Origin of the sequence: Methylobacterium sp. BE186 (assembly GCF_031457035.1) — a bacterium.
In the GTDB taxonomy this organism is placed as follows: domain Bacteria; phylum Pseudomonadota; class Alphaproteobacteria; order Rhizobiales; family Beijerinckiaceae; genus Methylobacterium; species Methylobacterium segetis.
On the sequence record NZ_JAVDVV010000008.1, the window covers coordinates 19,951 to 44,944 of the forward strand.

Here is a 24,994-nt window from a genome sequence, read left to right on the forward strand (position 1 = left end):
GAGATCCATGACGATCACGATCGCGAAGCTGCAGCCCATCCTCGCCATCGCGGCGGGCGCGCTCATCCTGCTGCGCCCGCAGCTCCTCCACTACATCGTCGCCGCCTACCTGATCCTCGTGGGTTTGATTGGCCTCGGCGTCTTCCGCGCTCTATCTTGACGGTGGCGGCCCGCGCGTCGGGCCGCGGCCGCCGGCTCGACCGGCCGGTGACAGGAGGCGGGGAGCGTCAATCCCTGCGCAGTGCGAAGCTGTGCCGTTCATCTTGCATTGCAGCAGGAGATGGTCCACCCCGCCGCCACAAGCTCGGGGCTGTCACAAATCTGCGAAGTGGACGGGATCGATATGGCGACCGACGGCACGACGAAGTGGGTCTACTCGTTCGGCGACGGCAAGGCCGAGGGTAAGTCCGCGATGCGCAACCTGCTCGGCGGCAAGGGCGCGAACCTCGCCGAGATGTCGAATCTCGGCCTCCCCGTGCCTCCCGGCTTCACCATCACCACCGAGGTCTGCACCTATTATTACGATCACGGCAAGCAGTACCCGCCCGAGCTGAAGGATCAGGTCCAGGCGGCGCTGGCGCAGGTCGGCGCGCTGACGGGCAGGACCTTCGGCGACGCGGCAGCCCCGCTCCTCGTCTCCGTCCGCTCCGGCGCGCGCGCCTCGATGCCGGGCATGATGGACACGGTGCTGAATCTCGGCCTCAACGACGAGACGGTCGAGGCGCTCGCCCGCGGCGCCGGCGACCCGCGCTTCGCCTACGATTCCTACCGCCGCTTCATCACCATGTACTCGAACGTCGTGCTCGGGGTGGAGCACCACGCCTTCGAGGAGGCGCTCGAGCATTACAAGGAAGGCAAGGGCCTCAACCTCGACACCGATCTCGGCGCCGAGGATTGGAAGCACCTCGTCGGCACCTACAAGGAGATCGTGCGGCGCGAGCACGGCTCGGACTTCCCGCAGAAGCCCGAGGACCAGCTCTGGGGCGCGATCGGCGCCGTGTTCAATTCGTGGATGATCCCGCGCGCCAAGAAGTATCGCGAGCTGAACAGCATCCCGGAGAGCTGGGGCACCGCCGTCAACGTGCAGGCGATGGTGTTCGGCAACATGGGCGACACGTCGGCCACCGGCGTCGCCTTCACCCGCAACCCGTCGACCGGCGAGCGCGCCCTCTACGGCGAGTTCCTGATCAACGCGCAGGGCGAGGACGTGGTGGCGGGCATCCGCACGCCGCAGGACATCACCGAGAAGGCGCGCATCGAGGCGAAATCCGACAAGCCCTCGATGGAGTGCGCGATGCCGGAGAGCTTCGCGGAGCTGACGCGGATCTACGGCATCCTCGAGAACCATTACCGCGACATGCAGGACATGGAGTTCACCATCGAGAGCGGGAAGCTCTGGATGCTCCAGACCCGCAACGGCAAGCGCACGGCCAAGGCCGCCCTCAAGATCGCGGTCGATCTCGCGAGCGAGGGCCTGATCAGCCACGAGGAGGCGATCGGCCGCGTCGAGCCCGGCGCCCTCGACCAGCTCCTGCACCCGACGATCGACCCGAAGGCCGAGCGCAAGGTGATCGCCTCGGGTCTGCCGGCCTCGCCGGGCGCGGCGACCGGCGAGATCGTGTTCAACTCCGAGGATGCCGAGGCCGCCCGCAAGGCGGAGCGCAAGTGCATCCTCGTGCGCATCGAGACGAGCCCCGAGGACATCCACGGCATGCACGCCGCGGAGGGCATCCTCACCACCCGCGGCGGCATGACGAGCCACGCGGCGGTGGTCGCCCGCGGCATGGGCAAGCCCTGCGTCTCCGGCGTCGGCACGATCCGCATCGACTACAAGGCCGGCACGCTGACGGTGGGCGGCGTCACGCTGAAGGCGGGCGACCGCATCACCATCGACGGCTCGACGGGGCAGGTGCTCCAGGGCGAGGTGAAGATGCTGGAGCCGGAACTCTCCGGCGACTTCGCCACCCTGATGGAATGGGCCGACGCGGTCCGCACCATGAAGGTGCGCGCCAACGCCGACACGCCGACCGACGCCCGCACCGCCCGGAACTTCGGCGCCGAGGGCATCGGTCTCTGCCGCACCGAGCACATGTTCTTCGAGGGCGACCGCATCGTCGCCGTGCGGGAGATGATCCTCTCGGACGACTTGGACGGGCGCCGGCAGGCCCTCGCCAAGATCCTGCCGTATCAGCGCCAGGACTTCCTGGAGTTGTTCACGATCATGTCGGGCCTGCCCGTCACGATCCGCCTGCTGGACCCGCCGCTGCACGAGTTCCTGCCGCACACCGACGCCGAAGTGGCCGAGGTCGCGGCCGGCATCGGCGTGCCGGAGGACAAGCTTCGCCACCGGATGCGCGAACTCTCCGAGTTCAACCCGATGCTGGGATTCCGCGGCTGCCGTCTCGCCATCGCCTTCCCGGAGATCGCGGAGATGCAGGCCCGCGCCATCTTCGAGGCCGCGGTGCAGGCCGCCAAGGATACCGGCGCGCCCGTCACCCCCGAGGTGATGGTCCCCCTCGTCTTCACCAAGGCCGAGTTCGACATCGTCAAGGCTCGCATCGACGCCATGGCGAAGGCCGTCTCTGAGGAAACCGGCGCCACCGTCGATTACCAAGTGGGCACGATGATCGAACTGCCCCGGGCCGCACTCCGCGCCAACGAGATCGCGGAGACCGCGGAGTTCTTCTCCTTCGGCACGAACGACCTCACCCAGACCGCGCTCGGCATCTCCCGCGACGATGCCGGCACCTTCCTCGGCGCCTACACGCAGAAGGGCATACTCGCCGCCGATCCCTTCGTGACGATCGACCAGGAGGGCGTTGGCGAACTGGTGCGGATCGGCGCCGAGCGCGGCCGCTCGGTGCGGGCGAACCTGAAGCTCGGCATCTGCGGCGAGCACGGCGGCGACCCGGCCTCGATCGGCTTCTGCCAGGAGGTGGGGCTCGACTACGTGTCCTGCTCGCCCTACCGCGTGCCGATCGCCCGGCTCGCCGCGGCGCAGGCCGCCCTCGACGCCCGCTCCGGCGGCGAGGGATAAGGACCGCCTTTGCCCTCGTGGAATGCGGGGAAAACCCGTGCTCCACAAACGGCTTGCGGTTGATTCCTTAACCCCTTTCTGAGATCCCGGCGCCTGGTTTCTCGCCCTGCGCCGGGCAGTGCGAAAAACCGATCGAAAAATTCCCGTCCGACAGCGAACCGAGGGCGCATCGGCACGTTAGGTGCTTGCGACGGACTGCGACGCGCGAGCGTCGCCCGGTCCGCCCGGGCGAAGCCTCCCGCGGGAACGACGGCCATGAACGACCCGAGCCCGACCCCCCTCTATATTGGCGAAAATTCCGGCACCGTCCCGATCCATCGGGCGGTCGAGAAGGCGTATCTGTGGGTGCTCGCCGCCCTCGGCGGCACGGCCGCCGCGGGCCTCGTCGTGTTCGCGGTGGCGACGCAATGCGGCAGCGACGCCGAGCGCATCGCGAACGCGACGGGCAGCGGCTATCTCGAGACGCTCGTCACGGCGCTCGCCGCGAACCACGGCCGCAAGCCGCTCTGATCCGGCCGGACGCTCCCCGGCCCTGACACGGCCCGCAGGCCGGCCTCCCGGCGCGGGCTAGCGCTGGCCGGGCACGGCCCGCATCGCGGAACCCGAGAAGCGGCCGGTGGCGAGATCCTCGGCCTGCCCGTTGCGGGTGAAGCGCGTCGCCACGAGGCTCGCGGGTTCGGCCACGAGGACGGGCGGGGCGGCGTTCGGCACGGGCCGCGCGAGCGCCACGTGCACGGGCGCGGAGCGCGGTGCGGAGGCGGGGCCGCCCGTCGCGGACACTGCTTCGAACAGGGCACGCAGCTGGGTCTTCTCGTCCGCATCCGCCGGCACCAGGCTGGCCTTGCGCGCCGGTGCGGGAGCCTCGGCCGGCGCGGCCTGCGCCATGCCGACCACGCCGAGGCCGGCGAGCTGGACCGGGCGGGGCGGCGGCAGGGGCATCGACAGCGCCTCCGCTATTGCGGCAAACTCGGCCGGGCGGCGCGGCGGCAGGGGCGCGGCGAGCGCGACGGCGGCGTCCGCCTCCGGCGCGGGCTTCGCCGGTGCCTCGGCAGTGAGCAGGCTCTGCGCGTCCCGCCCGTTGCGCTGGAGCAGCGAGCCGCGCAGCGCCTCGCTGGCATTCGGCGCGGCGTAGGCGAGGGCGGCCCGGGTGCCCGTCATGTCCTCCGGATCGGCGCTCGCGACGGCGACGACGGGCTTTGCCCGCCGCGACGGAGCGGGGGCCGCAGGGCCTGGGGCGGGCTCTCCGCCGCCGCCGAACAGGCCGGCGAAGAAGCTCTTGATGCTCGGCCCCTCGTCCTCCTCGGCCTGCGCCACGGCGGTGACGCCGAGCACCGTGCCGCCGCGCGCCAGGATCTCGGCGCGGGCTTCCTCGTAGCGGGCCAGCGGCCGGTTGTCGGAGGGGAGATGCACGGTCTTGCCGTCCGGGAACAGGCGGGCGAGCTGGTCGTGCGTCATCCGCGGCCAGGAGCGCACGGAGCCGACGTCAAGATGCACGAAGGGCGAGCCCGCCCGGGGATACCAGCCGACGCCGCCCCGCTGCATGCGCATGCCGATCCCTCGGATCTGATCGATCGAGACGTCGGGCAGGTAGAAGTCCATCGCCTTGCCCAGCATGTGCTGGCTGAACTCGGCGACCGCGCGGGAGCGGCGGCGCAGCATCGCGTTGGTCCCGGGCGAGCGGTAGGCCGAGACGATATGGATCGCCTCCGAGGAGCCGAGCTGCCGGTAGGCTTCCCACACGGTGTCGAACAGGCGGGGATCCATCTTGGTCTTCTCGTCGACCCGCCAGTCGCGCAGGAGCCAGTTGAGCTGGTCGAGGCCGGCCCGGTCGTAGCGCCCGTCCCGACGGAACGTGATGGTGGCGCTTTCCTTGGTGTGGGTGTGGAAGATCGTGAGCGAGCGCGTGTCGCCGTTGGCGACGGCGTCCTGCGTGCCGCTGGTCCCACCGAGGAGGGTAAGGGTCAGCGCCGAGACGGCCAGCGCCGCGCGTCGGAGGGGTGTCGTGCTGTGGGGGCGGCGGGCGGCGTGACGGGGGTTCGGGGCCGGTTTGGGCCCGGCTCTCAGCAGCCTACGCACGATGTCCTCACCCCTTGCCAGATGCCGCGCCGGGCGCGGACGTCATGGTGAACGCAGGGTTGCCGAAAACCGTAAAGGCCGGGTTATCGGGTCCGCAGGCTGAACACCGTCGGGTCTTAACCGCTAAGGTGCAACCGTGGCGAAAAAGGGCCGACAAGAGCGCTGGCGCACGCGGACCTTGTGGATCCGCGGGCGTTTCGTCCCGGGGCGTACCGAGTTCAGGCGCAGACGCGGGCCCGGTCGGCGCCGGAACCCGGATGCCGGTCGCGTTCCGGCGTCCCTCCGCCGCGATCGCGGCCCCGGATCACCACCACCCGCGCGAGACGGGCGCCGAGCGGGGCGTCCAGAGGCCCGGCTCGCCGAAATCGGCCGGCGCCTGCGCGGATCGGGCGGTCCGCCGGGGAGCCCGGGGGGCGTGCTCGACCGCATGCTGCGGCTTCAGCTTCGGCATCTCGGCGGCGCGCCGCTTCGGCTCCGCCGGAGCCCGGGCGACGAGGGCTGCCCCGCCCGGCAGGCCAAGGGCCGCGCGCAGGCGGGCGTCGACGCCGTAGAGGTCGGGCAGGATCCGGAACTGGCCGGCATCGTCGATGTAGGCCGTGAAATAGGCGAGGTGGACGGGCAGCTTCTCGGCCAGCCGGATGGTGCGCTCGCCCTTGCCGATGAGCTTCGTCAGACGCTCGCTCGTCCAAGCCGCGGGCAGGACCGAATCGGCGAAGCGGAAGGGATCGTCGACGCGCACGCAGCCGTGGCTCATCGCCCGGAAGGAGGCCGAGAACAGCGAGCGGTTCGGCGTGTCGTGCAGGTAGACCGCGTGGTTGTTCGGGAACAGGAACTTGATGAATCCGAGGGCGTTGCGCTCCCCCGGCGGCTGGCGCACCGAGATCGTGTTGCCGCGGCGCACGACTTCGTAGCCGCGCCGCGCCGCGTAGTTCGGGTCGCGGGCGAGGCCCGGCAGGAACTCGTTCTTCAGGATCGAGGGCGGCACGTTCCAGGACGGGTTGACGACCGCGTATTCCATCATCCCGGAGAAGATCGGCGTGGGCGATTCCGTCTTGCCGACGATCACCCGGGTCTCGTCCCTGAGGACGCCGTCGCGGAACACCCGCAGGCGGAACTCGGGGATGTTGACCATCACGTAGTCGCGCCCGAGGGCCGGCAGCCAGCGCCAGCGCTCCATGTTGACGAGGATCTCGGCCTCGCCCTCCGCCCGGACCGGCTTGGCGTCGGGTGCGCCGAGGGCCGCCACCGTCTGGGGCGTGAGGTCGCCGCTGGCGGGCAGGCCGCGACGCTTCTGGAAGGCCGCCACCGCCGCGGCGACGCCCAAATCGTAATCCTCCGGCTCCCCCGGCGCAGCGTCGAGGGTTCCGCTCCTTCGCGAGGCGAGGCCGAATCGGGCGCGGATGAGGGGCACGCGCGCGTCGCGCATGCCGAGCTTCAGGACGGGCCCCGGCGGCAGCGCCGCCGGCGTGCCGGCGGGCGCGCGCTCGCGGATCGCGGCGAGCCGCGCCTTCAGGGCGCGGTAGCCGGCCCCCTGGGGATTGTAGCGCTGCAGCAGGTCGCCCGCCGCCTCTCCGCCGCTCGCGATCGGGCCGAGCACCGCGTCCGCCGCGGGCAGATCGAGGGTCGGGGTGATCAGGCGCGACAGCGAGGTCGGGTTCACGCGCCCGCCCCGCGCGTCGCGGGCATAGAGGGCGATCGCCGCCGAGAGCTTGAGGTCGGCCTCCGCGATCTCGGCCTCGGTCTCGGGGCGGGTCATCACGCCGAGCACGGGCACGGGATAGGCGGCGGGATCGAGCCCATCCTCGCCCGCGAGAGCGAGACGCGCGGCGGCGGCCTTGGCAGCGGGCGTGAAGGCGCGCTCCGCGATCCAGACCGGCTTGAAGGCGCCGAGCGCGTAGAAGGCCTGGATCGCCTCGCGCTCCTTCGCGGTCAGGCGCCCGAGCAGGGGCGCGGGGTCGGCGAGGCGTGCGGCGACAGCCGCGGCCTGCGGATCGGCCGGGGGAGGGGGGGCGGCCGGCGCCGGGGCCTCGGCGGTTCCTTCGGGCTTGGCGGGCTCGGGCTGCGGGGCGGACTCGCCCACCTCCTTCGGCCCGGCGGTCGTCGCCTCGGCCTTCGGCTCGGCGGGATCCGGCCTCTCGGCGAGCGCGTCGGTGCGGACCGGGTCCGGCGTCGGCGCCGCCTCACGGGTGGGCACCGACTCAAGGGTGGGCGCCGCCTCGAGGGTGGGCGCGGCCGCGGCGGGCGCCGCCTCCACCGGGTGCGCGGCCTCCGGCTGGATCTCGGCGGAAGCCGGCCGGAGCTGCGGCGCCGCAGCCGCCAGGACGGCCAGGGCGAGGGTGGCAGAGCGCGACAGGCTCATGGCTGCTCTCCGGGACATGCGGCCGAGCCGCCAAGCCCTTCGTAGGGTTATGGTCTCAAGCCCGGCCGTGTGCAATCGCACGGGCCGGACGCCGCCCTCAGGCGGCGGCCTCCTCGGACCCCTCGTCAAGGCCGAGATCCTTGAGCTTGCGGTAGAGGGTCGACCGTCCGATTCCGAGGCGGCGCGAGACCTCGGACATCCGGCCGCGATAGAATTGCAGGGCGAAGCGGATGATCTCGGCCTCGAGAGCCTCCATCGTCTTCATCTCCCCCGTATCCTCGACGACGAGGGACATGGCGTGGGGGTCGCGCACCTCGACGCGCACGATCTCGCGCACGGGCTCGGGCGCGCCGGTCGAGAGCATCGGCTGGCTGGGCGCGGGCGGGATGCGCACGTCGAAGCCGTCGACCTGGGCCGCGATCTGGGGAAATTCCGAGACGGTCAGCTCGTCGCCGTCGGCGAGGACCACGGCCCGGAACAGGGCGTTCTCGAGCTGGCGCACGTTGCCGGGCCAGCCGTAGCGCGTGAGCAGCGCCATCGCCTCCGGCGTCACCGAGCGGACGCGCTTGCCTTCCTCGGCCGCGAAGCGGGCGCAGAAGGAACGCACGAGGTCCGGGATGTCCTCGCGGCGCGCGCGCAGCGGGGGCAGAGTCATCGGGAAGACGTTGAGCCGGTAATAGAGATCCTCGCGGAAGCGGCCCTGCTTGACGAGGTCGAGGAGCGAGCGGTTCGTCGCCGAGACGAGGCGGATGTCGACCCGCACGCTGCGCTTGCCGCCGACCGGATCGACCTCGCCCTCCTGCAGGGCGCGCAGGAGCTTGACCTGCGCGTCGAGGGGCAATTCGCCGATCTCGTCGAGGAAGAGGGTGCCGCCCGACGCCTCGACGAACTTGCCCACATGCCGCTCGGTGGCGCCCGTGAACGCGCCCTTCTCGTGGCCGAACAGCGTCGACTCGACGAGGTTCTCGGGGATCGCCCCGCAATTGACGGTGACGAAGGGCTTGCCGCGCCGCTCGCCCGAGCCCTGGATGGCGCGGGCCAGCACCTCCTTGCCGACCCCCGACTCGCCCTCGATCAGGACCGGGATGTTCGACTTCGCCGAGCGCTCGGCCAGCCGGATCACCCGGTCCATGTCCGGGCTCTTGGAGGCGAGGTCCTTGAAGGTGAGCGCACCCGATGCCCGGCGGCGCATGCGCCGGACCTCCTCCTCGAGCTGGTCGACCTTGAGGGCGTTGCGGATCGAGACCTGCAGCCGCTCGGCGCCCGCGGGCTTGACCACGAAATCGACGGCCCCCGCGCGCATGGCGTTGACCACCGCGTCGATCGAGCCGTTCGAGGTCTGGACGATGACCGGCGTGTCGAGCCCGCCCTTGCGCATCTCGGCCAGCACGCCGAGCCCGTCGAGGCCCGGCATGACGAGGTCGAGCAGCACCACGTCGATGCCCTCGCCGGCCCGCAGGAGGGCCAGCGCGTCCGCCCCGTTCTCGGCGACCAGGGCCTCGAAGCCGAAGCGGCGCACGGCCGCCTCGGCGAGGCGGCGCTGCACGGGATCGTCGTCGACGATGAGGATCGTTGTCGACATGGGGGCTCCCATCCGTGGCGGCGCGATCGGACGGGCGACGGGATCGCAGGCTCCCGCGCCCGGCCGTGCGGCGCCCTGTTTCGTTTCGAGCCGCAGGGTCGCGCAAAGGCGTAAAGTCCCGCTTAACGACGTTGCACGATTTCGCTGTGGGCCGTTCCGGCCGCCAGAGGCCGGGCACACGATCGCGTGCGACGCCGTGACCGTCGCCGGCCGCACCGAGGCATCGGTTGATCGTGGGCGGTCCGCGCTCGATATCAGGGGGAGCGGGGCCGGATCTCCCCGCGAGAAGGAATCACGAATCCATGCCGAGCCGAGCCGTCGCGCCTGTCCTGATGCCGGAGCCGTCGCGCAACGTGGACGGGGCGCACGCGGCCCGCGCCGCTGCCCACGCGCTCGACCTTGGCGCCCTGCCCGAATGGGACCTCTCCGACCTCTATTCCGGCATCGACGCGCCCGATTTCCGGAACGACCTCGCCCGCGCCGAGAGCGAGTGCCGCAGCTTCTCGGAGCGCTACGCCGGCCGCATCGCCGATCTGGCCGCCGGGCCCGACGCCTCGGGGGCGCTCGGCGAGGCCGTGCGGGCCTACGAGGGAATCGAGGAGCTGCTGGGCAAGCTGATGTCCTATGCGGGCCTCGTCTATTCCGGCGACACCACCGACGAGCGGCGCGCCAAGTTCTACGGCGACACCCGCGAGCGCCTGACGAACGCCTCGGGCGACCTCCTGTTCTTCGCCCTCGAACTGAACCGGGTCGACGATGCGGTGATGGATGCCGCGATGGCGGAGGGTCCGCTCGCCCACTACGCGCCCTGGATCGAGGATCTGCGGCGGGAGAAGCCGTTCCAGCTCGAGGACCGGATCGAGAAGCTGTTCCTCGAGAAGTCGGTGACCGCGAACGCCGCCTGGGACCGGCTCTTCAACGAGACGATCGCCGCCCTGCGCTTTCCCGTGCGCGGCGAGCCGCTGACGCTGGAGCCGACGCTCAACAAGCTGCAGGACCCGGACGGTGCGGTCCGCAAGGAGGCGGCGGGCGCGCTCAGCGAGGTGTTCCGGGCGAACCTGCGCATCTTCACGCTGATCACCAACACGCTCGCCAAGGACAAGGAGATCTCGGACCGCTGGCGCGGCTTCAAGGACGTGGCCGACGCCCGCCACCTCGCGAACCGGGTCGAGCCCGAAGTGGTGGCGGCCCTTGTCGAGGCGGTGCAGGCGGCCTATCCGCGCCTGTCACACCGCTACTACCGCCTCAAGGCGAAGTGGTTCGGCGTCGAGGCGCTGCCCTACTGGGACCGCAACGCGCCGCTGCCGAAGGTCGAGCAGCGCACGATCCCCTGGGCGGAGGCGCGCGACACCGTGCTCGACGCCTACGGCGCCTTCTCGCCGCGGATGGCCGGCATCGCGAAGGACTTCTTCGACCGCCGCTGGATCGACGCGCCGACGCGTCCCGGCAAGGCGCCCGGCGCCTTCGCTCATCCGACGGTGCCCTCGGTCCACCCCTACGTGCTCGTCAATTACCAGGGCAAGCCGCGGGACGTGATGACGCTCGCCCACGAGCTCGGCCACGGCGTGCACCAGGTTCTGGCAGGCCCGAACGGCGCCCTGATGGCGCCCACCCCCCTGACCCTCGCCGAGACGGCCAGCGTGTTCGGCGAGATGCTGACCTTCCGGCGCCTGCTCGCCGGGACGACGGACACGGTGCAGCGCCGCGCCATGCTCGCCGCCAAGGTCGAGGACATGATCAACACGGTGGTGCGTCAGATCGCGTTCTACTCGTTCGAGCGGAAGGTCCATCTCGCCCGTCAGGCGGGCGAACTGACGGCCGAGCAGATCAACGCGCTCTGGATCTCGGTCCAGGCCGAGTCGCTCGGGCCGGCGATCACGCTCGACGCGGGCTACGAGCCCTTCTGGGCCTACATCCCGCACTTCATCCACTCGCCCTTCTACGTCTACGCCTACGCCTTCGGCGACTGCCTCGTGAACTCGCTCTACGGCGTCTACGCGAAGGCCGAGGAGGGCTTCGTGGACCGCTACTTCGCGCTGCTCGCGGCGGGCGGCTCGAAGCCGTACGGCGAGCTCCTCGCCCCGTTCGGGCTCGATGCCAGCGACCCCTCCTTCTGGCAGATCGGCCTCGGCATGATCGAGGGCATGATCGCGGAGCTCGAGGCGATGGAAGAGCAGGGCTGAGGCCCAGCGCCGCGACCCTCAAATTTGGCGCGACCCGAAGGAAATGTTATACTTTCCGTATAACAACCTGCGGGTGCGCCGATGAAACTGGAAGTGAAGAAGATCGGCAACTCGACGGGCCTCATCCTGCCCCGCGAGCTGCTGACCAAACTCAATCTGGAGCAGGGTCAGTGGCTCCACGTCACCGAGCTTCCGGACGGCGGCGTGCGGTTGACGCCCTACGACCCGGACTTCGATCAGGCGATGGCTGTCGTCGACGACATCATGGACGAGTATAAGGACACCCTGCGGGCGCTCGCGAAGTGAGCGAGCCCCGTTGGCTGACCTTCGACGAGGTCAGGGTCGCCCATGAGCGGCAACTGACGCGCTTCGGCGGGCCGCCCGGAATCCGCGACGAGAACGCGTTGCGATCAGCCCTCGCGCGCCCGGTCAACCGCTGGCAGTACGAGGAGGCCGATCTGGCCGAACTCGCCGGAGCCTACGCGTTCGGTCTCGCGCGCAATCACGGGTTCGTGGACGGCAACAAGCGCATCGCCTTCGTGGCAATGACGTTGTTCCTCCGCTTGAACGGCGTCGCCTTCCGGCCCGATCCGGCGGAGGCCACAACGATCATCCTCGGCCTCGCCGCCGGAGAGGTCGACGAGACCGGCCTCACCCGCTGGATCCGCGACAACTGGCCGGCGGCCTGAGGCGGGCCGCGGAGGGGGGAGGGCGCGGCGCGCCGCCCCACCGCCCTGGCAGCGAGACGGGTTCGGCTTATCTCCGGGTCTGATCCCCGAAGACCCGTCAGAAGAACCCGATGGCCGAGATCGACCGCGAAGCCAACCGCTTCTCCGCCCGCGCGAGCCGCTACGCCCGCGTCGGGGCCAATGTGGGCGGCGTCGCCGCGCGGATGGCGGGCGCGCGCCTGTTCGGCAAGGAGGGAACAACCAACGCCGCCGCCCTCGCGCAGGCCCTCGGCGGCCTGAAGGGCCCGATCATGAAGGTGGCGCAGCTCCTGGCCACCGTGCCGGATCTGCTGCCGCCCGAATACGCGGCCGAGTTGCAGAAGCTGCAGGCCGACGCGCCGCCGATGGGCGCCGCCTTCGTCAAGCGGCGCATGATGGCGGAGCTCGGGGCAGACTGGCAGTCCCGGTTCGGCAGCTTCGACCTGAAGCCCTCGGCCGCGGCCTCGCTGGGACAGGTCCACCGGGCCGTTTCGAAGGAGGGGACTCGGCTCGCCTGCAAGCTCCAATATCCGGACATGCAATCCGCGGTTGAGGCTGACCTGAAGCAGCTCGAGGTCGCCTTCGCCCTGCACCGGCGCATGAATTCCTGGCTCGACACCCGCGAGATCGCCAAGGAGATCGGCGCCCGCGTGCGCGAGGAGCTCGACTACGCCCGCGAGGCCAAGCACGCCGCCCTGTACGGCGGCGTCCTGCGGGACATCGACGCCGTGCGCGTGCCCGACGTTCATCCCGACCTCTCGACCCGCCGTCTCCTCACCCTCGGCTGGCTCGACGGCGACAAGATCCTCGGCTTCGCGGACAGCCCGGTCGAGATCCGCAACCGCATCGCCCAGGCGATGTTCAAGGCGTGGTGGCACCCGTTCAGCCGCGCCGCCGTGATCCACGGCGACCCTCATCTCGGCAATTACACCGTCTTCTCCGAGGGCGGCGAGGCCCAGGGCATCAACCTGCTCGACTATGGCTGCGTGCGCATCTTCCATCCCCGTTTCGTCGGCGGCGTAGTCGATCTCTACCGGGGGCTGCTGACGCAGGACGAGGCGCGCATCGTCCACGCCTACGAGGTCTGGGGCTTCAAGAACCTCAATCGTGAGTTGATCGAGATCCTCAACATCTGGGCCCGCTTCATCTACGGGCCGCTGCTGGAGGATCGCACCCGCACCGTCGCGGACGGGGTCAAGCCCGGCGAGTACGGGCGCCGGCAGGCCTTCGAGGTGCATCAGGCGCTCAAGGAGCGCGGGCCGGTGACGGTTCCCCAGGAATTCGTGTTCATGGACCGCGCCGCGGTCGGCCTCGGCGCCGTGTTCCTGCACCTGCGCTCGGAACTGAACTATCACCAGTTGTTCGAGGCGGAGATCGAGCACTTCTCCCTCGACGCCCTGGCCGCGCGGCAGGGCGAGGCGCTCGCGGCCGCGGGCCTTCCGAAGCCGGATTAGCCTCGGCCCCCAGCCGTGCCGCCGGCGCGCTTTTTCAGGGCGGAACGCGCGGAACGGACTGGACAATTTCTCTGGTATACCAGAAACTGCGCCGCAGGGATGGGGCAGCGGCGCATGCCGATTGCGACGCGTTAGACCTTGCGTTAAATCCGCTCGGGACCAAGCAAGACCACGTCAAGGGGACGAGCGCACGATGGCCGATACGAAGACTTTGTCCGGGGTCCGGTACAGCCCGGCGATGGACGAGAAGACGCACGAGCAGACGTATCGGGGATTCGTACGTTTCGTCGAGATCGCCACCGGCGTGGTGATCTGCTGGGTCCTGGCACTGGCCGTGGGCGGCATCCGCGAGGCGTGGCTCACCGCGATCCTCGGCGTGGTCCTGTCGAGCGTGGCCGGCGCCGTCGGCGCGCTGGCGCCGGGGATCGGCTGGAAGGCGCCGGCGGCGATCGGCCTGTTGCTTGCCTTGTACCTCGCCTTCGCCTGAATCCAGGCTCGGTGTCGGACGGCCGACAGTTACATTGTTCGCATTTTCATCAGACTAACCGGGCCACCCGCCTCGTCTTGCTGCGCCGAATCGCAGAAGGGGAGGCGGTCAATCGAAGGGGAATTCCTGAATGCGCATCGCTGTGCTGTCGGAGGCGGATCCCGCGGAAACGCGGGTCGCGGCGGTGCCCGAGACGGTCAAGAAATTCATCGGCCTCGGCGCCGATGTGGTCGTCCAGTCGGGCGCCGGCCTGAAGGCCGGTGTTCCGGACGGCGAGTACGAGGCGGCCGGCGCCACCGTTGCGCCCTCCGCCGAGGAGACCGCGCGGGACGCCGATCTCGTCCTCAAGGTGCGCCGCCCGGCCGCCGAGGAGCTTCCGCTCTTCAAGAAGGGCGCCGCCGTCGTCGCCATCATGGATCCCTACGGCCGTGAAGCCGAGCTGAAGGCGATCGCCGATGCGGGCGTTTCCGCCTTCGCGATGGAGCTGATGCCACGCATCACCCGCGCGCAGGTGATGGACGTGCTCTCCTCTCAGGCGAACCTGGCCGGCTACCGCGCGGTGGTCGACGGCGCCGCCGAGTACGGCCGCTCCATGCCGATGATGATGACGGCCGCGGGCACCGTCCCGGCCGCCCGCGTCTTCATCATGGGCGTCGGCGTGGCGGGCCTCCAGGCCATCGCCACCGCCCGCCGCCTCGGCGCCGTCGTGACGGCCACCGACGTGCGGCCCGCCACCAAGGAGCAGGTCGAGTCCCTCGGCGCCAAGTTCGTGGCGGTCGAGGACGACGAGTTCAAGCAGGCCGAGACCGCGGGCGGCTACGCCAAGGAGATGTCGGCCGAATACCAGAAGAAGCAGGCGGAGCTGGTCAAGGGCCACATCGCCAAGCAGGACATCGTGATCACGACGGCCCTGATCCCGGGCCGCCCGGCGCCGAAGCTCGTCTCCGAGGAGATGGTCGCCTCGATGAAGCCGGGCTCGGTCCTCGTCGACCTCGCGGTCGAGCGCGGCGGCAACGTCGCGGGCGCGAAGGCGGGCGAGATCGTCACGACCGACAAGGGCGTGAAGATCGTCGGCCACACCAACGTGGCGGGGCGGCTCGCCGCGACCGCGTCGGCCCTCTACGCACGCAACCTCTACGCCTTCCTCGAGACGCTGATCGACAAGGAGACGAAGGCGCTCGCGATCAAGTGGGACGACGAGCTCGTCAAGGCGACGAACCTCACCCGCGACGGCGAGGTTGTGCACGCCTCGTTCCAGCCCAAAGCAGCCTGATCCCGCCGGAGACACTCCCGATGGCAACCCTTCCCCCCGACCAGGCGGTCGATCAGACCCGCGTGCTCGCGGACACGGCGCGCGCCGCCGCCGAAGCCGCCCGCCGCGCTGCCGACCAGGCCGCCTCCATCGCCGACGGCCTCGGCCACGGCGCCGCCGCCATGACGCACGGCGCGGTGGACCCCACCGTGTTCCGCCTCGCCATCTTCGTGCTCGCGATCTTCGTGGGCTACTACGTGGTCTGGTCCGTGACCCCGGCACTGCACACGCCGCTGATGTCGGTGACCAACGCGATCTCGTCCGTCATCATCGTCGGCGCGATCCTCGCCGCCGGCGTGCCGCTCGTCGAGCACGGAACCGGCTGGGCCCGCTTCTTCGGCTTCATCGCCATTATCCTCGCCAGCGTGAACATCTTCGGCGGGTTCCTCGTCACACAGCGCATGCTCGGCATGTACAAGAAGAAGGCCTGAGGCGATGTCCGAGAACGTCTCATCCCTTCTCTACATCGTCTCCGGCGTCCTGTTCATCATGGCGCTGCGGGGGCTCTCGCACCCGACCACCTCCCGGCAGGGCAACCTGTACGGCATGGTCGGCATGGGGCTCGCCATTCTCACCACGCTGGTGGGCCATCCGCCCGCGGGCTTCAGCGCCTGGATCCTCGTGCTCCTCGGCCTCGCCATCGGCGGCGGCGCGGGAGCGGTGATCGCCAAGCGCGTGCCGATGACGGCGATGCCGCAGCTCGTCGCCGCCTTCCACTCGCTGGTTGGCCTCGCGGCGGTCTTCGTCGCGGCGGGCGCCCTCTACGCGCCGCAGGCCTTCGGCATCGTCGAGGGGGGCCACATCCACGGCCAATCCCTCTTCGAGATGGGCCTCGGCGTCGCCATCGGCGCCATCACCTTCACGGGTTCGGTGATCGCCTTCGCCAAGCTCGACGGCCGGATGTCGGGCAAGCCGATCATCCTGCCCCAGCGGCACGCGATCAACATCGCGCTCGCCATCGCTCTCGTCGCGCTGCTCGCCGTGTTCATCGGCAGCGGCAGCAAGGTGGTGTTCTGGCTGATCGTGATCCTGTCGCTGGTGCTCGGCGGCCTGCTCATCATCCCGATCGGCGGCGCCGACATGCCCGTCGTCGTCTCGATGCTGAACTCCTACTCGGGCTGGGCGGCCGCCGGCATCGGCTTCACGCTCGGCAACCTCGCGCTCATCATCACGGGCTCGCTCGTGGGCTCGTCGGGCGCGATCCTGTCCTACATCATGTGCCACGCGATGAACCGATCGTTTTTCTCGGTCATCCTGGGCGGCTTCGGCGGCGACTCCGCCGTGGCCGGCAGCGGGCAGGTCGAGACGCGCCCCGTCAAGCAGGGCTCGGCGGACGACGCCGCCTACATCATGAAGAACGCCGAGCGCGTGATCATCGTGCCCGGCTACGGCATGGCGGTGGCGCAGGCCCAGCACTCGCTCCGCGAGATGGCGGACCTCCTCAAGAAGGAGGGCGTCGACGTCAAGTACGCCATCCATCCGGTGGCGGGCCGCATGCCGGGCCACATGAACGTGCTGCTCGCCGAGGCGAACGTGCCCTACGACGAGGTGTTCGAACTGGAGGACATCAACGGCGAGTTCCCGCAGGCGGACGTGGCCTTCGTGATCGGCGCCAACGACGTCACCAACCCGGCCGCCAAGACCGACAAGACCTCGCCGATCTACGGCATGCCGATCCTCGACGTGGAGCGGGCCAAGACCGTGCTCTTCATCAAGCGCGGCATGGGCTCGGGCTACGCGGGCGTCGAGAACGAGGTCTTCTTCCGCGACAACACCATGATGCTGTTCGGCGACGCCAAGAAGGTCGTCGACTCGATCCTCAAGAACCTCTGACGGAAGCCCTTCGGGCACGGAACCGGGCGGGGCGGGCGCGCGAGCGTCCGCCCCGTTTCCGTTCCGGGTCCGGCACCGGACGGATCATCGCGGATCGGCTCGCGTTGGCGTGGCACCTCGCCCGACCACCGCAGGAGCCTGATGACCGCTCTCAGACGACGGGATCTCCTCGCTGCCGGGATCCTGGCCCTGGCGCTTCCCCGCCCGGCTCGGGCGGCCCCGGTGGTGCGCGTCCTCGACGCGCGCTTCGCGTCCGTCGTCGATCTCACGGCCCGGCTCGAGACCGTCTACGCGGGCGGGCGCTGGTGCGAGGGGCTCTGCCCGGCCCCGCATCTCGGCGGCCTCGTCTTCAGCGACGTGAAGGCGAACCGGATCTGCATCCTCGGTGACGACGGCCGGGCGCGGCCGTTCCGCGACCCGTCGAACAACGCCAACGGCAACACCCTGGACCGCGAGGGCCGTCTCGTCACCTGCGAGCATCGGGGGCGGCGGGTCGTGCGCCGGGAGCCGGACGGAGACCTCACCGTGCTCGCCGACAGCTTCGCGGGGCGGCCGCTCAATGCCCCGAACGACGCGGTGCTGGGGCCGGACGGCGCGATCTGGTTCACCGATCCCGTCTTCGGCATCCGCCTGCCCGACGAGGGCGTTATGGCGGAGCCGGCGCAGAGGGCGCGCCGGATCTACCGGGTGGCGGAGCCCGGCCGCGTCGAGGCGATGACCGACGCCGCCGACCAGCCGAACGGCCTCGCCTTCGCGCCGGACGGGCGGACCCTCTATCTCAGCGATGCGGGCGCTGCGCTGCAGCCCGAGGGCGCGCGCAACATCCTCGCCTTTCCGGTCGGGCGCGGCCATCGGCTCGGGCCGAAGCGGCCCTTCGCCGAAGTGGAGACCGGCGCGCCGGACGGCCTCGCGGTCGACGCGCAGGGCCGGCTCTATGCGGCCTGCGAGGACGGCGTGCGCGTCTTCGACCCGGACGGCACCTGGCTCGGCCGCATCGCGACGCCGCGCGCCGCCGCGAACCTCGTCTTCGGCGGACCGGACGGGCGCCGCCTGTTCGTCGCGGCCGGCTCCTCCATCCACGCCATCGACCTGACGGCGGCCGGCGCGCGCCGCGCCGGCTGAGACCACGAGAGGACGTACCATGGCCCTTGCCCGCCGCGACGTGATCGCGCACGGCCTGACCGCTGCCGCCGCCCTCGGCCTCGCCCGCCCTGCGGAGGCCGCCCCGGCGGGCGGCACGCAGGTCGCCACGAGCCGGAGCGCGGGGGCGATGGAACTCGCGCTCCTCGCGCACGCCCCGTCGACCCCGACCGGCCTCGCGATCTCCCGCTCGGGCCGCCTCTTCGTGATGATGCCGCGCTTCGACGCCAAGGTGCCGATCACGGTGGGCGAGGTCGCGCAGGACGGCTCGGTCCTGCCCTATCCGAGCGAGGCCGCGAACCGGCCGGATCCGACGAACCCGCAGACGAGCCTGCTGCACGTGCCGAACGGGGTGTTCGACCGCGACGACACGCTCTGGCTCCTCGATGCCGGCCTGCCCGAGGGCAAGGGGCCGCCCGTGCCGGGGGGCGCGAAGCTCGTCCAGGTGGATCTTGCCGAGAACCGGATCCGCCGGATCGTGCCGCTCGAATCGGGGATCACCCCGTCCTCCTCCCTCAACGACCTCCGTGTCGACATCCGCGAGGGCCGGGCTGTGGCCTACATCACCGATCAGGGTCAGGGGGAGGAGGGCGCGATCCTCGCCGTCGACCTGAGATCCGGGCGCGTCGTGCGGCGGCTCCAGGGCCATGCCAGCACCCGATCCCAGAAGAACCTCGTCAAGTTCGTCGAGCACCAGCCCGTGATGCTGCGCCCGGAGGGCGGCCCGGAGAAGCCCGTGCAGGGCGGCGCCAACGGCATCGCGCTGAGCCCAGACGGGGGGCGGCTCTACTACGCCCCCCTGATCGGGCGCCGCCTCTACGCGGTGGATGCGGCCTCGCTCCTCGATCCGGACGCCACCGACGCCGAGGTGGCGGCCGGGGTCGAGGATCTCGGCGAGAAGGGCATGACGGGCGGGCTCACCACCGATGCCGAGGACCGCGTCTATCTCACCCTGCAGGAGCAGAACGCGGTCGCCCGCCGCCATCCGGACGGGCGGATCGAGGTGATCGCCTCGGACGAGCGCCTGATCTGGGCCGACACGTTCTGGATCACGCCGGACCGCTGGCTCTACGTCTCGGCCGCGCAGGTGAACCGGCGCCCGGAATACAATGGCGGCGCGGATCTGCAGAAGCCGCCCTACGCGATCCTGCGCGTGCGCATCGACGCGGACCCGGCGGGATAGACCCCCTGTCTCATGCGGGGGAGCCTGTCGCTTTCGGGCGGCAGCGCCCGGCCGCGGTTGCGGCTATGATGACCCCGTGTCCGCCACAGCCATGCCCGATCCACGCGCCCTCCTCGATGTGACTGCCTCCCTCCTCGGACGGTGCTGGCGGGAGCGCTGTGCCGCCCAGGCCACCGAGCATCACGCGCTGACCATGACCCAGGCCCACGGCCTGCCGGATCTGCTCGCCCGCGTGCTCGCGGGCCGCGGCGTGCTGCCGGGCGAGGCGCAGGGCTACCTGCAGCCCCGCCTGCGCGACCTGATGCCCGATCCCGACTGCCTCCTCGACATGGAGGCCGCCGCCGCGCGGCTCGCCCACGCCGTGCGCCGGGCCGAGACGGTGGCGATCTTCGGCGATTACGACGTCGATGGGGCCGCGAGCACGGCCCTGCTCGCCGATTACCTGCGCGTCCTCGGCGTACCGACCCGCATCCACATCCCCGACCGGATCACCGAGGGCTACGGGCCCAACGCCGAGGCGGTGCGGGCGCTCGCGGCCGATGGCGCGAGCCTCCTCGTCACGGTCGATTGCGGCACGAGCGGCCACGCCCCCCTCGAGGTGGCGCGGGAGATCGGCCTCGACGTCGTCGTCCTCGACCATCACGCCGCCGCCGAGACCCTGCCGCCGGCCCGCGCCATCGTGAACCCGAACCGCCTCGACGACCTTTCCGGCCTCGGCCATCTCTGCGCGGCGGGCATCGTGTTCCTTACGCTGGTGGCCCTCAACCGCACCCTGCGCCGGGAGGGCTTCTTCCGGGATCGCGCGGAGCCGAGCCTGCCGGACGCCCTCGACCTCGTGGCGCTCGCGACCGTGGCCGACGTGGTGCCGCTCGTCGGCCTCAACCGCGCCTTCGTGGTGCAGGGCCTCACCGTGATGCGGGCCCGCGGGCGGCGGGGCCTCGCCGCCCTGTTCGATGCGGCCTCCCTCGCCGAGGCGCCGGAGGCGTGGCATCTCGGCTACCTGATCGGCCCGCGCATCAATGCCGGCGGCCGGATCGGCGACGCCTCCCTCGGGGCGAAGCTCCTCTCGACGCAGGATCCGGCCGAGGCGGCCCGCATCGCGGCCGAGCTCGACCGGCTGAATCGCGAGCGGCAGGTGATCGAGGCGGAGGCTGTCGCGGCAGCGGAAGCCGAGATGGACCGGGCGCTCGGCCTCGATCCGGACCGGCCCGTGCTCGTCGCGGGCTCGCCCGACTGGCATCCGGGTGTGGTCGGCCTGATCGCGGCCCGCCTCAAGGAACGCTTCGGCCGGCCTGCCTTCGCCTTCGCGCTGCGCCCGGACGGAAGCGCGGTCGGCTCCGGCCGCTCGATTCTCGGCGTCGATCTCGGGTTGGCCGTGCGCCTCGGCGTGGAGGCGGGGCTCGCGCGGAAGGGGGGCGGCCACGCCATGGCGGCGGGCGCCACCATCGCGGGCAGCGATCTCGCCCGGTTCCAGGCGCATCTCGCCGAGACGCTCGGCACGACCGTGAAGACGGCACGCGCGGCGGAGGCCCTCCTCCTCGACGGCACGCTGAGCGCGGGCGGCGCCACGGCGGAGACCGTGCGGCTGATCGGGCGGGCGGGGCCCTTCGGCTCGGGCTCCCCGGAACCCGTCTTCGCCCTGCCGCGCCACCGGGTGGTCGATGCCGGCCTCGTCGGCAACGGGCACGTGCGGGCGCGCCTTCGCAGCCGCGACGGGCAGGCGATCGGCGCCATCTCCTTCCGGGCCGCGCAGGGGCCGATCGGCCAAGCCCTCCTCAACGGCATCGGCCGGGAGTTCCACGTGGCCGGCACCCTCGCCTGCGACCGCTGGCGCGGCGCCGAGCGGGCACAGGTGCGAATCTGCGATCTCGCGCCGTGCGGATGAGGGGCAGGCAAGCCGGTTGACACCCGCTTTGCCCCTCATCATAAGGGCCGCACGCGGCCTTGAGGGCCGGCAGTTTGGGGGAATGTCCCGAGCGGCAAAGGGGGCGGACTGTAAATCCGCTGCGTAAGCTTCGTAGGTTCGAGTCCTACTTCCCCCACCAAGCATCTTCACGGATCGCGATCGAGGAACCGGCGCCTTCTCAAGGGCCGACGGCCGTGCTAATCGGCCCCTCGCGCGGGTGTAGCTCAATGGTAGAGCAGCAGCCTTCCAAGCTGAATACGAGGGTTCGATTCCCTTCACCCGCTCCAACCGATCCCTGCCTTCCGCGCTAATGCGTCGACCGGCCGCCTCGCTTCGATCGCGGGCGGCGGGGCGGTCACGGCACTTGCCGGCTGCGCGCCCGTGACGCGCGTGGCGCCCGCCTCATGCATCCCCTCCTGATCAAGCTCGGCCTGCGGTTCGAGCAGCCCGCCGACGAGCGCGATTTCGTCCGGCATTTCACGCTCGACGATCTCGGCCGCACGCGGGCCGCGATGCTGCTCGGCGCCTTCGTCTACTGCGCCTTCTCCGTCTGGGATTGGATCCTCGATCCCGCCGTCTGGACCACGACCCTCGCGATCCGGCTCGCGGTCGCCGGGTTCGTGCTGCTGCCGCTCACGGCTGCCCTCGGATCGCGGCCCGCGCAATCCTGGGCGGAGCCGATCTACCTCGCCTACTGCGCCGTGCCGGGCTGCGTACTCAGCCTGATCTACCTCCGGCTCGAACCCGGCTTCGACCATGCGGCCGCGGGCATGATCATCGTCATCCTGTTCGTCTCGACCCTGCTGCCGCTCCGCCTGACCTCACTCGCCGCCTTCTGCGTCCTGACCTGGACCTGCTTCGCGCTCTGCGAGTCCTTCGCCGTCCACGAGCGGGCCGGCATGCGCTTCGTGAACAATTTCGAGATCGGCATGGCCTACGCGCTCTCGCTCTACGCGGTGGGCGCGCGTGAAGTCCGGGCAAGGCGCCAGTTCCAGACGGAGCGCGCCCTGCGGCGCGAGATGGAGCGTTCCGAGAGGGCGCTCGCCGAGTTGCGGGATGCCCAGGCCCATCTCGTCCAGGCCGAGAAGCTCGCCTCGCTCGGGCAGCTCGTGGCCGGCGTCGCCCACGAGATCAACACGCCGCTCGGCCTCGCGCTCACTACCTCGACGGCCGTCGAGGGGGACCTGAGGCGGCTCGTGGCGACCGTCGAGTCGGGCCAGGTTCGCCGGTCGGACCTCACGCAGGCCATCGCGCGGCTCCGGGAAGGGATGGGGCTCCTGTTCGCGAACCTCACGCGCGCGGCCGATCTGGTGACCAGCTTCAAGCAGGTGGCGGTCGATCAGGCCAACGAGGAGCGGCGCTCGTTCGAGCTGCGTCCCTGGCTCCATGAGCTGATGAGCACCCTCGGGCCCCTGCTGCGCCGCAAGGGTCACGCGTTGCGCATCGCCTGCGAGGATGCGGTGATCCTCGATTCCTACCCGGGCGCGCTCGCGCAGGTGATCAGCAACCTCGCCCTCAATGCCGTGATCCACGGTTTCCCCGAAGGCCATGCCGGCCATCTCGACCTGTCGGTCTCGCGGACGGAGGAGGGCGGCCTGCGCCTCGTCTTCCGCGACGACGGCGTCGGCATCCCGGCGGACCAGTTGCAGAAGGTCTTCGAGCCCTTCTTCACGACCCGGCGGGACCAGGGCAGCACGGGCCTCGGCCTGCACATCGTCTTCAACCTCGTCGTCTCGAAGCTGCAGGGACGGATCGAGCTCGCGAGCGGGACCGGAACCGGAACGCGCTTCACGATCACCCTGCCTCTCGCCCTCGAACGGGTCCGCGAGCGGGAGGAACGGGCGACCCTGTGATATCCTCCCCGCCCGATCGGCGCCCGGATCGGGCTCGCTCAACGACCGGAGGTTGAAGATGAGTGACGGATACCCATCGATGACGGCCCTGTTGGGCCTCCTGGCCCTCGCCGGCTACCAGAACAGGGACAAGATCGCCGAGTTTCTCGGCGGCCGCCCGCAGGGCGACCCCGCGCCTGCCGGACCGGCGGGACATCAGGGCGGCTCGGGGGCCGGCTTGGGCGGAAGCCTGGGCGGGGGTCCGGGCGGCGGCCTGGCCGGCGGCTTGGGCGGGCTCCTGGGCAGCCTCGCGGGCACCTCCGGCGGCAGCGGCGCGGGCGGCTTCCTGCACAGCGGCCTCGGCGAGATGCTGGAGCGCTTCCAGCAGGCCGGGCATGGCGCCGCGGCGCAATCCTGGGTGAATACCGGCCCGAACCAGGAAATCAGCCCGCAGCAACTCGAGACGGCGATCGGCCCCGACGTTCTGGCCACGCTCACGCAGCGGACCGGGCTGTCGCGGGACGATCTGCTCGCGCGCCTCTCGCGGGATCTGCCGCAGGCGGTCGACCGGTACACCCCGGACGGACGGGTGCCGGCCCGCTAGCGGATCCTCCGCCCGCGGGCCGACCCGCTCAGGCCACCCGGGTCGGCCGGGACGTGAGCTGCGCCTGCAGGCGGCCGGCTTCCTCGGGGCCGAGTGCGAGCACGAGCCTCACCGCCTCCTCGACGAAGGCCGAGGGCGTGGAGCCGGCCCGCTTGGCCGCACGGGCCACCGCGAGCCCGAGGGCGAGATCGATCTGCACCGGTGCCGTGCGGCCCACCGCCTCCATGCCGGCCGGCACGGGCGGCGGGACCGGTGCGGGTTGCCGCGGCAGCCCGCGCGCCTCGCGCCGCCCCTGCGTGGCCAAGCGGTCCGCACGCTCGTTGAGCGGGTCGCCGGCATGGCCCCGTACCCAGGTCCAGCGCACGTCGCGGCGATTCGCCAATTCGTCGAGGCGCTTCATCAGGTCGACGTTCTTGACCTCGCCGGTGGTCGTGCGCCAGCCCTTCGCCTTCCAGCCGCGCATCCACTCGGTCACGGACTTGACCACGTACTGGCTGTCGCAGCGCATCTCGATCGGCGCACCCTCCGGAAACTGCTCCAGCGCCCGGATGGCCGCCGTCAGCTCCATCCGGTTGTTGGTGGTGCCCGGCTCGCCGCCGCAGAGTTCCACCGCACCCTCGGGTGCCGCGATCACGACACCCCATCCACCCGGCCCGGGATTGGGGTCGCAGCCCCCATCGGCGTAGACAACGGTTCGCATGGACGCGTGATCCTTCGGAAACGGGGTCGGCGCCGGATCTGCCGGATGCGGTTCCGGCGCGGCACCTCCTTGCTAGCCGCAGGCCGGAAACGAATGGTTGATCACGGCCGCGGTCCCGCGATCCTCCGCCGCTCGCCCGGCAACGCTTCGTTAACCATCGTGAACCGATCCTGGCGCATCTGCAGGGGATTCGGATCACGATGCCGTCCACACCGCTCCGACCTACAGCCACAGCCCTCGCGCGCTACCCGATCCCGGTCGAGCTGATCGCGGCGCTCTACCGCGCCAGCGCGAGCGACTTCGCCCGCCTCGTCGCTCACATGCCGGAATACGGCCGCGCCCGGATCGCCGCCTACTGCGTGGAGCGCGAGCGCCTGCACCAGCTCGGCGTGCGCCTCGCCGCCACCTGTGGGGAGGCGGCGCTGGTCAAGGCCGCCGGGGCGGAGGTCGGTGCGGCCCTCTTCGCGCATGCCCGCAGCGAGACGGCGGAGCCTGAGGCCGGCCCGACGCCCGCGCCGTCACACCTGCAGATGATCGACCTGTCCGGCGGCGCGACGGAGCAGGCCCCGCAGGGCCGCGCCAGGGCCGCCTGACGCGGC

The 24,994-nt window shown here is 71.1% G+C and carries 21 protein-coding genes and 2 tRNA genes; 19 read left to right on the forward strand and 4 right to left on the reverse strand.

Features of this window, described 5'->3' with window-relative positions; all coding sequences use genetic code 11:
- Window positions 1-7: 7 nt before the first annotated feature.
- From J2X36_RS10825 to J2X36_RS10835, 3 genes are all read left to right on the forward strand, one after another.
- Complete coding sequence (locus tag J2X36_RS10825; RefSeq protein WP_132253851.1) at window positions 8-160, forward strand: DUF3096 domain-containing protein; 153 nt, start codon at window positions 8-10, stop codon at window positions 158-160.
- 183 nt (window positions 161-343) lie between these two features.
- Window positions 344-3,037: a pyruvate, phosphate dikinase gene (gene ppdK / locus J2X36_RS10830; RefSeq protein ID WP_310349589.1), complete on the forward strand. Its 2,694-nt coding sequence runs from the start codon at window positions 344-346 to the stop codon at window positions 3,035-3,037.
- Between the two features lie 255 nt (window positions 3,038-3,292).
- Complete coding sequence (locus J2X36_RS10835; RefSeq protein WP_132253856.1) at window positions 3,293-3,547, forward strand: hypothetical protein; 255 nt, start codon at window positions 3,293-3,295, stop codon at window positions 3,545-3,547.
- Between the two features lie 57 nt (window positions 3,548-3,604).
- On the opposite strand, the gene J2X36_RS10840 is transcribed toward J2X36_RS10835, so the two are convergent.
- From J2X36_RS10840 to J2X36_RS10850, 3 genes are all read right to left on the reverse strand, one after another.
- Window positions 3,605-5,104 carry a DUF882 domain-containing protein gene (locus J2X36_RS10840; protein WP_405029771.1) on the reverse strand — a complete coding sequence of 500 codons (1,500 nt, stop codon included), beginning with the start codon at window positions 5,102-5,104 and terminating at the stop codon, window positions 3,605-3,607.
- 313 nt (window positions 5,105-5,417) lie between these two features.
- Window positions 5,418-7,472: a L,D-transpeptidase family protein gene (locus tag J2X36_RS10845; RefSeq protein WP_310349592.1), complete on the reverse strand. Its 2,055-nt coding sequence runs from the start codon at window positions 7,470-7,472 to the stop codon at window positions 5,418-5,420.
- Window positions 7,473-7,569: 97 nt separating this feature from the next.
- Window positions 7,570-9,054 carry a sigma-54 dependent transcriptional regulator gene (locus J2X36_RS10850; protein WP_132253862.1) on the reverse strand — a complete coding sequence of 495 codons (1,485 nt, stop codon included), beginning with the start codon at window positions 9,052-9,054 and terminating at the stop codon, window positions 7,570-7,572.
- 302 nt (window positions 9,055-9,356) lie between these two features.
- Between J2X36_RS10850 and J2X36_RS10855 the strand changes: the two genes are divergently transcribed.
- From J2X36_RS10855 to J2X36_RS10925, 15 genes are all read left to right on the forward strand, one after another.
- Window positions 9,357-11,237 (forward strand): M3 family oligoendopeptidase, encoded by a 1,881-nt coding sequence (locus J2X36_RS10855; RefSeq protein ID WP_310349595.1) that lies wholly within the window; start codon window positions 9,357-9,359, stop codon window positions 11,235-11,237.
- 81 nt (window positions 11,238-11,318) lie between these two features.
- On the forward strand, window positions 11,319-11,543 hold the full coding sequence (locus J2X36_RS10860) for an AbrB/MazE/SpoVT family DNA-binding domain-containing protein (protein ID WP_310349598.1): 225 nt from the start codon (window positions 11,319-11,321) through the stop codon (window positions 11,541-11,543).
- Window positions 11,540-11,926: a type II toxin-antitoxin system death-on-curing family toxin gene (locus tag J2X36_RS10865; RefSeq protein ID WP_310349600.1), complete on the forward strand. Its 387-nt coding sequence runs from the start codon at window positions 11,540-11,542 to the stop codon at window positions 11,924-11,926. Before J2X36_RS10860 ends, J2X36_RS10865 begins: the two co-directional genes overlap by 4 nt.
- Before the next feature lie 110 nt (window positions 11,927-12,036).
- Complete coding sequence (locus tag J2X36_RS10870) at window positions 12,037-13,398, forward strand: AarF/ABC1/UbiB kinase family protein (protein ID WP_132253871.1); 1,362 nt, start codon at window positions 12,037-12,039, stop codon at window positions 13,396-13,398.
- Window positions 13,399-13,591: 193 nt separating this feature from the next.
- The gene (locus J2X36_RS10875) at window positions 13,592-13,885 is read left to right on the forward strand and encodes an aa3-type cytochrome c oxidase subunit IV (RefSeq protein ID WP_132253874.1); all 294 of its coding nucleotides are present in this window, start codon (window positions 13,592-13,594) and stop codon (window positions 13,883-13,885) included.
- Window positions 13,886-14,015: 130 nt separating this feature from the next.
- Complete coding sequence (locus tag J2X36_RS10880; protein WP_132253876.1) at window positions 14,016-15,158, forward strand: Re/Si-specific NAD(P)(+) transhydrogenase subunit alpha; 1,143 nt, start codon at window positions 14,016-14,018, stop codon at window positions 15,156-15,158.
- A gap of 20 nt (window positions 15,159-15,178) precedes the next feature.
- The gene (locus J2X36_RS10885) at window positions 15,179-15,628 is read left to right on the forward strand and encodes a proton-translocating transhydrogenase family protein (RefSeq protein WP_132253878.1); all 450 of its coding nucleotides are present in this window, start codon (window positions 15,179-15,181) and stop codon (window positions 15,626-15,628) included.
- A gap of 4 nt (window positions 15,629-15,632) precedes the next feature.
- A complete protein-coding gene (locus tag J2X36_RS10890; RefSeq protein ID WP_132253881.1) occupies window positions 15,633-17,030 on the forward strand; it encodes an NAD(P)(+) transhydrogenase (Re/Si-specific) subunit beta in 1,398 nt (465 codons plus the stop codon).
- Window positions 17,031-17,171: 141 nt separating this feature from the next.
- Complete coding sequence (locus tag J2X36_RS10895; RefSeq protein ID WP_310349605.1) at window positions 17,172-18,152, forward strand: SMP-30/gluconolactonase/LRE family protein; 981 nt, start codon at window positions 17,172-17,174, stop codon at window positions 18,150-18,152.
- 19 nt (window positions 18,153-18,171) lie between these two features.
- Complete coding sequence (locus J2X36_RS10900; protein ID WP_310349606.1) at window positions 18,172-19,353, forward strand: L-dopachrome tautomerase-related protein; 1,182 nt, start codon at window positions 18,172-18,174, stop codon at window positions 19,351-19,353.
- A 91-nt stretch (window positions 19,354-19,444) separates the two neighbouring features.
- Window positions 19,445-21,238 carry a single-stranded-DNA-specific exonuclease RecJ gene (recJ, locus tag J2X36_RS10905; RefSeq protein ID WP_310349840.1) on the forward strand — a complete coding sequence of 598 codons (1,794 nt, stop codon included), beginning with the start codon at window positions 19,445-19,447 and terminating at the stop codon, window positions 21,236-21,238.
- 76 nt (window positions 21,239-21,314) lie between these two features.
- Window positions 21,315-21,398, forward strand: a tRNA-Tyr gene (locus tag J2X36_RS10910).
- Window positions 21,399-21,472: 74 nt separating this feature from the next.
- Window positions 21,473-21,546, forward strand: a tRNA-Gly gene (locus tag J2X36_RS10915).
- A gap of 117 nt (window positions 21,547-21,663) precedes the next feature.
- Window positions 21,664-23,112, forward strand: coding sequence for a HAMP domain-containing sensor histidine kinase (locus tag J2X36_RS10920; RefSeq protein WP_310349608.1), 1,449 nt, complete (start codon window positions 21,664-21,666; stop codon window positions 23,110-23,112).
- 58 nt (window positions 23,113-23,170) lie between these two features.
- Entirely contained in the window at window positions 23,171-23,695 is a 525-nt protein-coding gene (locus tag J2X36_RS10925; protein ID WP_310349610.1) for a YidB family protein, read from the forward strand.
- A 28-nt stretch (window positions 23,696-23,723) separates the two neighbouring features.
- Here J2X36_RS10925 and rnhA read toward each other — a convergent pair whose 3' ends face one another.
- A complete protein-coding gene (gene rnhA / locus J2X36_RS10930; protein WP_310349611.1) occupies window positions 23,724-24,395 on the reverse strand; it encodes a ribonuclease HI in 672 nt (223 codons plus the stop codon).
- Between the two features lie 200 nt (window positions 24,396-24,595).
- Here rnhA and J2X36_RS10935 point away from each other — a divergent pair, with 200 nt between their 5' ends.
- Window positions 24,596-24,988 (forward strand): hypothetical protein, encoded by a 393-nt coding sequence (locus J2X36_RS10935; RefSeq protein WP_310349612.1) that lies wholly within the window; start codon window positions 24,596-24,598, stop codon window positions 24,986-24,988.
- Window positions 24,989-24,994 lie beyond the last annotated feature (6 nt).